The organism is Streptomyces sp. NPDC127177 (assembly GCF_042672475.1).
GTDB lineage: Bacteria > Actinomycetota > Actinomycetes > Streptomycetales > Streptomycetaceae > Streptomyces.
In genome coordinates this window covers 26,404-40,239 of record NZ_JBHXUW010000013.1, presented here as the reverse complement: position 1 = coordinate 40,239, position 13,836 = coordinate 26,404, and the positions used below count along the sequence as shown (strand labels likewise).

General features: G+C 72.5%; 2 protein-coding genes (1 of these 2 only partly in view). Both read left to right on the top strand.

Annotation, left to right across the window (positions count from 1 at the left end):
* A protein-coding gene (locus ACFVJX_RS10840; protein ID WP_384128415.1) for an SDR family NAD(P)-dependent oxidoreductase crosses the window boundary here: on the top strand, positions 1-4,883 show its 3' portion. 3,631 nt of this gene lie to the left of the window's left edge; the window shows 4,883 of its 8,514 coding nt (coding positions 3,632-8,514); its start codon lies beyond the left edge, outside the window; it ends in the stop codon at positions 4,881-4,883.
* Positions 4,876-13,836 (top strand): SDR family NAD(P)-dependent oxidoreductase, encoded by an 8,961-nt coding sequence (locus ACFVJX_RS10835; RefSeq protein ID WP_384128413.1) that lies wholly within the window; start codon positions 4,876-4,878, stop codon positions 13,834-13,836. Before ACFVJX_RS10840 ends, ACFVJX_RS10835 begins: the two co-directional genes overlap by 8 nt.

Here is a 13,836-nt window from a genome sequence, read left to right as displayed (position 1 = left end):
GCATCGAGCTGTACCTGTCCTCCAGCGGACTGCGCCTGCTGGAGGAGGACGAGGGCCTCGCGCTCTTCGAACGCCTCCTCGGCCAGGACGAGACGCAGCAGATCGTCCTGGCCGGCGATCCGCCGCGGATACGGCGCATGCTCGCCACCGACCCCGCACCGGCGGTCCCGCGAAGCGAGGACCGCCCTGCCCCAGCCCCACACCGCTCCGGCACCCCCCGCGCGGCGGTCACTTCGCACACCGCGGAAAGGCAGGACATGTCAGCCAGCGAGGACACCGGCAGCAGCAGTGCCGCGGACGTCGAGGCGCTGGTCCTCTCGGCCCTCAGGACGGCCATCGTCGACGTCCTGAAGGTGCCCCGCGAGCAGATCCACGCCGACGAGAACCTCTCCGAGCTCGGGTTCGACTCGGTGAGCCTGGTCAAGCTGGCCGGGGTCCTGGGCGAGAGCCTCGCGGTCGAGGTGCTGCCGTCCATCTTCTTCTCCTACCCCACCCCGGAGAAACTGGTCGCCCGTCTGACCGCGGACCACGGAGCGGAATTGGGCCGGCGGCTCCGCCCGGAGGCAGCGGTACCCCTTACCGCGCCCGAGGACCGCGCCGCGCCGGATACCGCGCCGTGGCGCCCGGCCGACACCGAACCGGAGCCCATCGCCGTCATCGGCATGAGCGGCCGGTTCCCCGCCGCCCGGACCGTCGAGGAGTTCTGGGAGAACCTCGCACAGGGCAAGGACGCGCTGACAGCCGTCCCCGCGGACCGGCAGGCCGACTGGGAGGGGCCCGAGGCCGGGCTGCCGGACCCCGTCCGCTGCGGCTTCGTACCGGGCGTAGCGGAGTTCGACGCCGCGTTCTTCGAGATATCGCCCCGCGAGGCGCGCACCATGGACCCCCGACAGCGGCTGCTGCTCCAGGAGGCCTGGCGCGCCCTGGAGGACGCGGGCTACGGCGAACGCAGGCTGCGCGCCGGAGCGATCGGCATGTTCGTCGGCGCCGAACAGGGCGACTACGCCCAACTGACCGGGGGAGAGGGCGGCATAACCGCCCAGCACGAGGCGATCATGGCCGCACGGCTGGCCTACCTCCTCGACTTCTCCGGCCCGGTACTGACGGTCAACACCGCCTGCTCCTCGGGTCTGACGGCCGCCCACCAGGCGTGCGCGAGCCTGCGCGCCGGCGAGTGCGACACCGCGGTGGTCGCCGCCGTCAACCTGGCGACCACCGCGCGCGGCCTGGCCGAGATGGGCAGGTCGGGGATGCTCTCGGAGAGCGGGGTCTGCCGCGCCTTCGACGAGCGGGCCGACGGCATGGTCCTAGGCGAGGCGGTCCCCGCCCTCGTCCTCAAGCGGCTGTCCCGGGCGGAAGCCGACGGCGACCGCGTCCTGGCGGTCATCCGCGGCAGCGGAATGAACTACGACGGCCGCTCCAACGGCATCACCGCTCCGAACGGGGCGGCCCAGACGCGGCTCTACCGCCAGGTCTACGAGCGGCACGCCATCGACCCCGAGCGCATCGGACACCTGGTGGCCCACGGCACGGGGACCCGGCTCGGCGACCCGGTCGAGGTGAACGCCCTGAACGAGGCGTACCGGGAGCGGACGGGCAAGACCGGTTTCTGTGCGCTGACCTCTACCAAATCCGGTGTCGGCCACAGCCTGGCCGCCTCCGGGCTGGTCAGCCTGATCGCGCTGGTCCAGTCGGTCCGGCACGGCGTCGTCCCGGCGAGCCTGCACTGTGAGCAGGACAGCGACTACATCAGCTGGAAGGACAGCCCCTTCTACGTCAACAAGACGACCGAGCCGTGGCCGGCCGACCCCGCCACGGGGACAAGGCTCGGCGCGGTCAGCTCCTTCGGCATGAGCGGGACCAACGTCCACATGGTGGTGGAGAGCGTCCCCGAGCCCGTCCGCCGGACCCCGGCCGCCGAGACCCCGGTCCTGCTCCTGCTGTCCGCCAAGACTCCGGAGGCACTGCGGCGCCGCGCCGAGGACCTCCGGGCGGCGCTCGCGCACGGCGAACTGGACCACCGGCGGCTGCGGGACACCGCCTACACCCTCATGGAGGGCAGGCAGCACTTCGTCCACCGCTGCTCCGTCGTCGTCAGTGGACCCGACGACGTCCTCGCCGCGCTGTCCGCGGCCGGGAGCGGACGGCAGCACCCCATGGTCGGGCGCGGTGAGGTCCCCTGCGAGCAGGAGCGTTCGCTGTCGGACGTCCAGGCACGGGCGCTGCTGGACGTGCTCCGGGTGCCCGGGGTGACGGCGGAGCGGTACCGGGAGGTGTGCGCCGCCCTGGGCGAGCTCTACTGCCGGGGCGCCGTGCCGGACTGGCCGGCGCTGTTCACTCCCGACACTCCGGCCATCGTCTCCCTCCCCGGCTACCCCTTCGCGCGCCCGCCGCACTGGGTCACCGACGGGCGCGGTGCCCCGGCACGGCCGGCCGCGCGTACCTCCGCACCGGCTCCCGCTGTTCCTTCGGCTCCGTCGCTTCCTTCGCTCCGCCCGGCACCCCCGGTCGTCGCGGTGCGGGAACCCGCGGTGTCGGCGGCTCCGAGCAGCGTCACCGGAAAGCCCCGGATCCGTCTCGCGGCCCCGGGCGCCCCTGCGCTCGGGACGACGGCTCCGGCGGGCAAGCCGCGCAAGATCGTGCTGACCGGCACCGGCACCGGCGAGGCGGCCGGGCGGCCGGTTGCCCCGTCCTCTCCGCCGCCCGCTCCGGCCCGTGGTACCGGGCCGGGCCGGTCTTCGCGCGTGCTGCGGGAGGAGTTGCGGGCGGGGCTGGCGGCGGTGCTGTTTCTGTCGGAGAGTGAGGTCGATCCGCGGCGCAATTTCGTGGAGTTGGGGCTTGACTCCATCATCGGGGTGGAGTGGGTGAAGGCGATCAACAAGGCGTACGGCACGTCGTTGACGGCGACGCGGCTGTACGACTATCCGTCGGTGGTGGAGCTGGCGGCCCATGTGGAGCAGCAGCTGCCGACCGGCCACGCGGCCGCCCCCGAGCCGGTGCCGGTACGGGAGCCGGTCCCGGAGCCCGCTGTCGTGCCGCAGCCGACCGCTGTTTCCCGGAGCGAGGGTTCCTCCGCGGTACCTCCCGCCACGTCGGGCCGGTCTTCGCGCGTGCTGCGGGAGGAGTTGCGGGCGGGGCTGGCGGCGGTGCTGTTTCTGTCGGAGAGTGAGGTCGATCCGCGGCGCAATTTCGTGGAGTTGGGGCTTGACTCCATCATCGGGGTGGAGTGGGTGAAGGCGATCAACAAGGCGTACGGCACGTCGTTGACGGCGACGCGGCTGTACGACTACCCGTCGGTGGTGGAGCTGGCGGCCCATGTGGAGCAGCAGCTGCCGACCGGCCACGCGGCCGCCCCCGAGCGGGAGTCGGAGCCCGAACCGGATCCTGGACCAGAGCCCCAGCCGGAACCCGAACCCGAGCCGGAACCCGAACCGGAACCCGAACCGGAACCCGAACCGGAACCGGAACCGGAACCCGAGCCCGAGCCCGAGCCCGAGCCCGAGCCGGAATTCGAGTCGGCCCTCGTGATCGGGCCGGAGCCCGAGCGTGCTCCGCCGGTGCCCGTGGACACCCCGTCGGCCGCCCCCCGCACCGACCGCGTGGCGGTGGTCGGGATGTCCGGGCGCTATCCGGACGCGGAGAACCTCCGCGAGTACTGGGCAAATCTCCGCGACGGCCGTGACTCCGTGCGCGAAGTGCCCGCGGAGCGCTGGGACATGTCCCGCTACTACGACCCCCGCCCCGGCCAGAAGGGCAAGACCTACTGCAACGCGATGGGCCACCTGAAGGACGCGGACTGCTTCGACCCGCTGTTCTTCAACATCTCGCCGGCCGAGGCGGAAGGAATCGACCCGCAGCACCGCCTGTTCCTGCAGGAGGCGTACCGGGCGTTCGAGGACGCCGGCTACGACCCCGGATCGCTGAGCCGGATGAAGTGCGGTGTCTACCTGGGTATCAGCGGCAACGAGTACAGCTTCCTGGTGTCCGGGAACGACAGCGGCGAGGACACCGTCGCGACGAGCAGCAGCAATGCCATCGCCGCCGCGCGCATCGCCTACTTCCTCAACCTCAAGGGCCCGGCGATCGCCCTCGACACCGCCTGCGCGTCCTCGCTCGTCGCCCTGCACCTCGCCCAACAGGCACTGGCCAGCGGTGAGATCGACATCGCACTGGTCGGAGGCGTCTCGCTGTACCTGCTTCCGGGCACCTACGTAAGGATGTCGGGAGCGCGGATGCTCTCGGCCAAGGGCCGATGCCGGTCGTTCGACCGGGGAGCCGACGGGTTCGTGCCGGGCGAGGGCGTCGGTGCCCTCGTGCTGAAGCGGCTGAGCGACGCCGAGGCTGATCACGACCACATCAGCGGAGTGGTCGTGGCCTCGGGTACGAACCAGGACGGCAAGACCAACGGCATCACCGCTCCCAGTGCCAACAGCCAAATGGAATTGTTCCGTTCGGTCTACGACAGGTACGGCATCGATGCCGCGTCCATCGGCTACGTCGAGACGCACGGCACGGGCACGACCCTCGGGGACGCGATCGAACTCGACGCACTGAGCACGGTCTACCGTGAGCGTGGCGTCGCTCCCGGGGCGTGCGCGATCGGCTCGGTGAAGAGCAACATCGGCCACACCTCCGCCGCCGCCGGCATCGCCGGTGTGCACAAGGTGCTGCTGGGCCTGGGCCACGGCCTGCTCGTCCCGTCCCTCCACGTGGAGACGCCCAACGAGCTCCTCGACTCCGATGACTGCCCGCTGACCATCAGCCGGGACCTCCAGTTCTGGGAAGCGGGGAACGGCCACGAGCTGAGGCGGGCAGCCGTCAGCTCCTTCGGATTCAGCGGAACGAACGCCCACGTGGTGCTGGAGGAATATCGCCATGCGTGACACGACCGAACACGCCGGATCATCGGCAGTCCTGATCGTCCTGTCCGCCGTGTCGGAAGGGCAGTTGGACACCCGGGCACGTGATCTGCTCGCCTTCGTCGAGGAGCAGCCGCGCCTCGATCTGTCCGACCTGTCCTTCTCGCTCCAGGTGGGGCGGGCGGCGCTGGAGTGCCGGCTGGCCTTCACGGCTGACTCCCTCGACGCGGTGGCCCGGGGTCTGCGGACCCATCTCGGAGAGGACGGCACCGTCGAGATATTCCGCGGCCGGGTCGCGGAGCCGTCGAGCTGGGACGAGCAGAGCGAGGAGGACCGCGACTTCGTCCGGTCCCTGATCTCCGTCCGTGCCTGGCCGGGTGTGGCGGCGGCCTGGGCCGGCGGCCGTGCCGTGGATTGGGCTCTGGTCCACGCCCCGCGCAAGCCCTTCCGCATTCCGCTTCCCACCTATCCGTTCGCCAAGGAGCGCTATTGGGTGGCGGCGAGCCCCGAGCCCGTTCCGGTACCCCCTCCGGCCGGCGGGTTCCCCCCGCCGGCCCACCCGGACGCGGCCCGGCCGTCGGGCAGCCGCCACGGTTCGGCCTTCGCCAGCGACGAGCCGGTCCTGCGGGACCACCTGGTACACGGCGTGCGGACGCTGCCGGGCGCCGCGTACCTGGAGATGGCCCTGGCGGCAGCCGCCTCGGACGGCGGGCCGCTGGGGCACCGCGCCGGCGTGGCCCTCGCGGACGTCGTATGGATCCGGCCGTTCCAGGTCCACGACCGGCCGCGCGAGCTGGAGGTGACGCTCCGACAGGACTCCGCGGACACAGTCGGCTTCCGGGTGTCTGTCGTCGGCGAGGACGCCGGGTCCGCCGTCCTGTGCACGGGCTCGGTGGTGCCGTGCGAGGCGGCACCGGCATCCGTCGACCTCGCGCGGCTGCGGGCCGCCTGGGGTGGGCGGCGCCGGGACGCGGCCGAGATCTACCCCGCGTTCCGGGCCGCCGGACTCGAGTACGGCGTGACGTTCCGCGCCATCGACCACCTGCTCCTCGGGGATGCGGAGGTGCTCGGCCGGCTGGTGCTGCCCGAGGCGGCGCGCGCTGACGCGGAGGGCCTTCGGCTGCCCCCGAGCCTGATGGACGCGGCCTTCCAGACCTGCGCGGGCGTGATGGCCGGGGAGCCCGACGCCGGGCGGACGGCGTTCGTGCCGTTCGGGGTGGACCGGGTCGAGGTGCTGGCCGCACCGGGCGAAGCCCTCTGGGTCTGGGGGCGGCGGGTCGCCCGGGACACGGTGGGCGGGACCACCCGCACCTTCGACCTCGATCTGTGCGACGACACCGGCCGCGTCCTGGTCCGGGTCCGGGGCCTGACGTTCCGGGCCCAGCCGGGAACGTCGGCCGGGCCGGCCGACGCGCCCTCCGACGGCGAGGTGTTCGCCGCCCCGCGGTGGCGGACCAGCCCGCTGCCCGACGCGTCCGCCCCCGCCGCTACGAGGGCCGTGGTGTTCGCCGAGCGCGGCGCTCTCGGCGACGGTGCCGCCCAGGGTCCGGACTGCGAGGTGGTGACGTTCGATTCGGCGGCCTCCACCCTCGACGCCCGGTACACGGACTGCGCCCTCCAGGTGCTCGAAAGGACGCAGCGGCTGCTGCGGGACGGCACGCAGACCAAGTACGTCCTCCAGGTGCTGCTGGCCGACGGGCCGGAGTCGGGCGTGCTGACCGGCCTGGGAGCGCTACTGCGGACGGCGGCCCTGGAGAACCCGCGGATCACCGGGCAGGTCGTCGTCGTGGACGGCGGGACACCGGTCGCGACACGGCTCGCCCTTCTCGAACGGGAACGGCGCGGCCCCGTCGACGCCACCGTGCGGTACCGCGGGGGCAGCCGCGAGGTTCTCACCTGGGCCGAGCAGTTCCCGGCCGGGGCGCCCGGCGTGCCGTGGCGGTCCGGGGGCGTCTATCTCGTCACCGGCGGCCTGGGCGGCCTTGGGCGCGTCTTCGCCATGGAGATCGCCCGGCAGGTGAAGGACGCCAGGCTCGTCCTCGTCGGACGCTCCCCGGTGACACGGGAGTCGCGCGGGTTCCTCGACCGGCTCCGCGCCGCGGGCGCGGAGGTGTCGTACGAGACGGTGGACATCGCCGACCCGGCCGCGGTCAAGGCGCTGGTCGACGGGATCCGCCGCACGGCGGGGGCGCTCCACGGGGTCGTCCACAGTGCCGGCGTGATCGAGGACGACTTCATCCTGAGGAAGTCCGCACAGGAGTTCCGCGGGGTCCTCTCGCCCAAGGTGAGCGGCCTGGTGAACCTCGACGAGGCGATCGGGGACCAGGACCTGGACTTCCTCGTGGCCTTTTCGTCCGGAGCCGCCGTCACCGGGAACGTCGGCCAGGCCGACTACGCGGCGGCGAACGCGTTCATGGACGCGTACGCGGAGTACCGCGCGGGCCTCGTCGCCTCCGGCCGGCGGTCCGGCCGCACGCTCTCGATCAACTGGCCCCTGTGGGCCGAGGGCGGCATGGGCACCGACGCCGACACCAGGACGGTGCTGCACGACCGCTTCGGGATCTCCCCGCTGGAGCGCGGCGCCGGAATCGAGGCGTTCACCCGCTGCCTCCACACCCACCACCACCAGGTACTCGTCGCCGCTGGGCACACGGACCGGATCAGGAATACGCTGACGATGCAGCAGGCCAGAGCGCATGCAGAACCCGCGAACGGGACCCCCGCCGTGCCGGTGGAGGCGGGCCGGGACGACGGTCTGCGGGAGTGGACCGTCGAGCACATCACCTCGCTCCTGGCGGAGGTGCTGAAGGTGCCCGCGCGGCGCCTCGATCCGGGCAGCCGCCTGGAGCGCTACGGCATCGACTCGATCCAGGCCGTCAACCTCACCGCCCGGCTGGAGACTTCGTTCGGCAACCTGCCGAAAACGCTGTTCTTCGAGCACCGCGACATCACGGAGCTGAGCCGCTACTTCATCGAGGTCCACGCGGACCGGCTGCGGGAGCTGAGGGGGGCCGTCCCGGCCGCCGCGGTTCCCTCGCCCCCGGTGCCGGAGGCGGCGGAGCCGTCCGCCGCGCCCGCCGCCCCCCTGCCGGCCTGCCGTCCGGAGGGGCACCCGTCCGCGCCGCGCGTCACGGAGATAGCCGTCATCGGGATGGGCGGACGCTACCCGCAGGCACCCGACCTGCGGACCTTCTGGCGCAACCTCGCCGAGGGCCGGGACTCCGTCACCGAGGTCCCCCGGGACCGCTGGGACGCCGATGCCCACTACCACGAGGACCGCTCCCGACCCGGTACGACGAACTCCCGGTGGGGAGGCTTCCTCGACGACGTCGACCGGTTCGACCCGTTGTTCTTCAACATGTCCCCGCGCGAAGCCGAGTTCACCGATCCGCAGGAGCGCCTGTTCCTGGAGTGCGTCTACGAGACGCTCCAGGACGCCGGGTACACGCGCCAGGACCTGGCCGAGCCCTCTCCGGCCGGAGCCGGCGGCAACGTCGGGGTGTTCGTGGGCTCGATGTACGACGAGTACCAGCTCTACGGTGCCACCGAGCAGGCGCTGGCGGCCGGCCGGGCGATTCCCGGCAACGCCGCGAACATCGCCAACCGGGTCTCCTACTTCTGCGACTGGCAGGGACCGAGCCTCACCGTCAAGACGATGTGCTCCTCGTCCCTGTCGGCGCTCCACCTCGCCTGCCTGAGCCTGCAGGCGGGCGACTGCGAGGTCGCGGTCGCCGGCGGGGTCAACCTCTCCCTGCATCCCGCGAAGTACCTCCTGCTGGGCCAGGCCGGCTTCGCGTCGAGCAAGGGCCGCTGCGAGAGCTTCGGTGAGGGCGGCGACGGCTACGTCCCCGCCGAAGGGGTGGGCGCGGTCATGCTCAAGCCCCTGGACCGGGCCGTCGCCGACAACGACCGCATCTACGGGGTCATCAAGGCGACGGCGGTGAACCACGGCGGTCGCACGAACGGCTACACCGTCCCCAACGTGAACGCCCAGGCCGACGTGATCACCCGCGCCCTCGACCGGGCCGGGGTCGACGCACGCACCATCAGCTACGTCGAGGCGCACGGCACGGGCACCTCGCTCGGGGACCCGATCGAGATCGCCGGCCTGGCCAAGGCGTTCTCCCGCCACACCGCAGACCGCCAGTACTGCGCGATCGGATCGGTCAAGAGCAACATCGGGCACGCCGAGAGCGCCGCGGGCATCTCGGCCTTCACCAAGGTGCTGCTGCAGCTCGCGCACGGCCATCTGGTCCCCTCGCTCCACTCGGAGACGCTGAATCCCCACATCGACTTCGCCGACACCCCCTTCCGGGTGCAGCAAGAGGCGGCGGAGTGGCGGCGGCCGGTGATCGACACGCCCGAGGGCCCGCGGGAGTACGCGCGCCTCGCCGGCATCTCGTCATTCGGCGCGGGCGGGTCGAACGCCCACGTCATCGTGGGCGAGTACGTTCCGGACGGGCCGGCGGCGTCCGGCGGTCCGACGCAATGGCCGCTGGGTTCGCTCATCGTGCTCTCGGCGCGGACCGAGGACCAACTGCGCGAGCAGGCCCGGCGCCTGCTGGACTGGGTCCGCGAGGAGCGGATCGGGGACGCCGACGTGCCCGCCGTCGCGGCCACGCTCCAGGTGGGCCGGGAGCACATGGCCGAGCGGCTGGCGTTCCCGGCCGGCTCGGTGGCCGAGCTGACGGCCCATCTGGAGGCCCATGTCGCGGGCAAGGACGACACCGAGGCCTACCGGGGGCGTGGCAGGCGCGCCCAGGACCTCGTCTCCGTCCTGGTCGAGGACGAGGACATGGAACGCACCATCGCGGCCTGGGTGGACAAGAGGAAGTTCGGCAAGCTGCTCGAACTGTGGACCAACGGGCTGGACCTGCCGTGGCGCCGGTACTACCCGGACGGCCTGCCGCGCCGGATCTCGCTGCCGACCTACCCGTTCGCCCGCAAGCGGTTCTGGGCGGCCGAGGACACCCGGCCCGTGACCGGGCAGGTCGCCCGCGAGGCGGCCACCCCGGCCACCCCGGCCACCCCGGCCACCCCGGCCGAACCGGCCGGCACGCCAGCCCCCGCGCCGCTCACCCTGCCCAAGGCTGCCTCGGCCCCCGCGCCCGCTGTGCCCAAGGCTGCCCCCGCCCAGGCGCCGGCAGCCCGGAGCACCGCCAAGCCGCGTGGCATCGGTCTGGTCCCCCTGGACGGTGCCGGTCCCCGCGCCGGCGGCGGCCCGGTTCCCGCACGACCCGTCCGTCAGGACTCCACCTCGGTGAGCGCCCCGCGCCCGGCCCCGGTGGAAACGCCGCCACCGGCAGCCGCCGCCCCTGACCGGGAGGTCCTGGTGGCCGAGTTGTCGACGAGCCTCGGCGAGGCCCTGTACCTGCACGACGAGGAGATCGACCCGGACACGAAGTTCATCGACCTCGGCCTGGACTCCATCGTCGGCGTCGAGTGGATCAACGCGATCAACAAGCGGTACGGACTGGATCTGCCGGTGACCCGGCTCTACGACCACCCCACCGTCATGGAGCTGTCGGCGTACATCGTCCGGGAGCTGGCCAAAGGAGGCGCCCCTCAAGGGCGGCCCTTTCGTGAAGTGACCGAGCCCGAGCCCGAGCCCGAGCCCGAGCCCGAGTCCGAGCCGGAGCCGGAGGCCGAGCCCGAGGCCGAGGCCGAGTCGGAGCCGGAGGCCGAGCCCGAGGCCGAGTCGGTGGCAGCCGCCCCGGCGCCGGCCCCGTCCGTGGTCGAGCCGCCGGCCGGGTCCCCGACGTCCGGAGCGATCGCCGTGGTGGGCATGTCCGGCAGGTACCCCGGTTCCACGACCCTGGACGAGTACTGGGACAACCTGGTGAACGGCCGTGACTGCGTGGGCGAGGTCCCCGCTTCCCGGTGGAGCGTCGCCGACCACTACGACCCGCGCCCCCACCAGGACGGCAAGGTCGACTGCAAGTGGATGGGGCACCTCGACGACATCGAGAGCTTCGACCCGCTGTTCTTCAACATCCCGCCCGCGGAAGCGGAGTCGATGGACCCGCAGCAGCGGCTGTTCCTCCAGGAGGCGTACCACGCCTTCGAGAACGCGGGCTACGACCCGCGTTCGCTGGGAGGCCGCAAGTGCGGGGTCTACCTCGGGATCATGGGCAGCGAGTACGGCATGCTCATGCAGCGCCAGGGACGGGGGACGAGCGCGGCTGCCACGAGTGGCAGCAATGCCATCACCGCCGCGCGCATCGCCTACTTCCTGGACCTCAAGGGCCCCGCCATCGCCCTGGACACGGCCTGCTCCTCCTCCCTGGTGGCCACCCACCTGGCGACGCAGGCCCTGCGCGGCGGCGAGATCGACATGGCCCTCGTCGGAGGCGTCACCCTCTACCTGGGCCTCGACGCGTACCTCGGCATGTCCAGCGCGGGAATGCTGTCCCCGGACGGGCGCTGCAAGGCCTTCGACAACAGTGCGAACGGGTTCGTGCCGGCCGAGGGTGTGGGCGCGCTCGTCCTCAAGCGCCTCGACGACGCCGTCCGCGACGGCGACCACATCCACGGCGTGGTCATCGGATCGGGCATCAACCAGGACGGCAGGACCAACGGCATCACCGCGCCGAGCGGTGTGAGCCAGCGGGAACTGGAACGCGACGTATACGAGCGGTACGGCATCGACCCGGCCGGGATCGGCTACGCCGAACTGCACGGCACGGGAACCAAACTGGGCGACCCCATCGAGCTGGACGCCCTGGCTTCGGTCTACCGGGAGTACACGGACCGGACCGGGTACTGCGCCATCGGCTCGGTCAAGAGCAACCTCGGCCACACCTCCGCCGCCGCGGGCATCGCCTCCATCCAGAAGGTGCTGCTGTCCATGCGCAACGAACAGCTGGTGCCGACCCTGCACTTCGACCGGCCCAACGAGCACTTCGACTTCGAGAGCTCGCCGTTCCGCGTCAACACCGAGCTCTCCCCGTGGAAGGCCGAGGCGGACCGTCCGCGGCGTGCGGCCGTCAGCGGCTTCGGCTTCAGCGGCACCAACGCCCACCTGGTCGTGGAGGAGTTCACCGGGCACGACGCCGAGCGGCCGGCCGACGGGCCGTACGTCATAGTGCTGTCGGCCAGGAGCGAGGAGCAGCTGAGGACCTCGGCCGCCCGTCTCGCCGAGCACCTGCGCGCCCATCCCTCGGTGGCCCTGGCGGACGTCGCCCATACCCTGCAGCAGGGCCGGGAAGCCATGGCGCGACGGCTGGCCGTGGTGGCCGTCACCCCGTTGGAGCTGCGCGAGAAGCTGACCGGCTACGCCGAGGACGGCGCGGCGGAGGGCGTCCTCACCGGGCTGGCCGGCAAGGGCCGGACCGGTCGCGGCGAGCCGGCCGGACCCGACGCCGCGGACGGCCCGCCGACCGTCGCGGAGGCCGAGCGGCTCGCCGCGGCCTGGGTCGGCGGAACGCCTGTCGACTGGGCGCGGCTGACCGGGTCGGGACGGCCCCGCCGGGTCCCCCTGCCCACCTACCCCTTCGCGCGGGAGCGCTGCTGGTTCGACGACGGTCCGGGAGACGGGCTGCCCGTGGCGGACGTCCCGGCCTCCGCCCCCGCCGCGGCCGAGGGCGAGCACCCGACGGCCGCGCCCGAGGGTGCGGACCAGGGCGGTACGAGCATCCTGCTGGCACCGGTCTGGGACGCCGTCCCCGCGCGGCTGCCGCAGGACCCCGCCGTGTCGCACGGCCGGGCCGTCGTGATCGGCGGCACCGCGCAACAGCACGAACGGATCCGCGCCGTCCACGGCCGTGCCGAACACCTGCTGCTGGAACAGGCGGACACGGCCGAGAGCATCGCGGCGAAGCTGGACGGCACCGGTGACGTCCTCGGGCACCTGGTCTGGATCGCCCCCCGGGAGACGGCCGCCGACGACGAGGCGCTGGTGGACGCCCAGGAGACCGGCCTCTACGCCTGCTTCCGCCTGCTCAAGGCGCTGCTGGAGCTGGGGTACGACCGTCGCCCGCTCGATATCACCCTCATCACCGAGCGGGCCCTGCGGGTCCGGCGTACCGACGTGGTCCACCCGGCCCACGCCGGACTGCACGGACTGCTCGGGTCGGTGGCGAAGGAGTACCCGGGCTGGACGGTGCGCCTCGCCGACCTGGACCCGGACCACGCCTGGCCGGCGGCGCAGCTGTTCGCGCTGCCCGCGGCGGAGACCGGCAGCGTGTGGGCGTACCGCCGATCCCGCTGGTACCGCCAGACGCTCGTACCGGTGCAGGTCACCGCCGCGGAGCGTACTCAGCGGACGGTGTACCGGCAGGACGGCGTCTACGTGGTGATCGGAGGGGCCGGAGGCATCGGCGAGGCGTGGACCGAGCAGATGATCCGCACCTGCGGGGCGCAGGTCGTGTGGATCGGGCGGCGGGAGGAGGACGAGACGGTCCGGGCGAAGCTCGACCGCCTGGGCGAGCTCGGCCCCCGGCCGCGCTACGTGCGGGCCGACGCCACCGACCGGGCGGCGCTGGAGAGGGCATACGAGGAGATCAAGAAGATCCATCCGGTGGTCCACGGGGTGGTCCACTCGGCGATCGTGCTACTGGACCGGAGCCTGGAGCGGATGGACGAGCAGCGCTTCCGGGCCGCGGTCGCGGCCAAGGTCGACGTGAGCGTCCGGCTGGCCCAGGTGTTCCGCGCCGAGCCCCTGGACTTCCTCCTCTTCTTCTCGTCGATGAACTCCTTCCTGATGGGTCCGGGACAGTCCAACTACGTGGCGGGATCGGTGTTCGAGGACGCCTACGCCCACCGTCTCGGCGCCGACCTGGACATTCCCGTCAAGACCATGAACTGGGGCTTCTGGGGCACCGTTGGCGTCGTCGCCGCACCGGAGTACCGGGAGCGCATGCAGAGGGCAGGGGCGGGCTCGATCGAGCCCGCGGACGGTATGGCCGCTCTCGACGTCCTGCTTTCGGGCAAGTTCGACCAACTCGGGCTGATCAAGGCCAACGGGGGTAATTCCTGA

What these genes read in the sequence shown, in the direction of transcription:
- ACFVJX_RS10835 (WP_384128413.1), top strand. Translation starts at nt 4,876, where the DNA reads ATGCGTGACACGACCGAACACGCCGGATCATCGGCAGTCCTGATCGTC.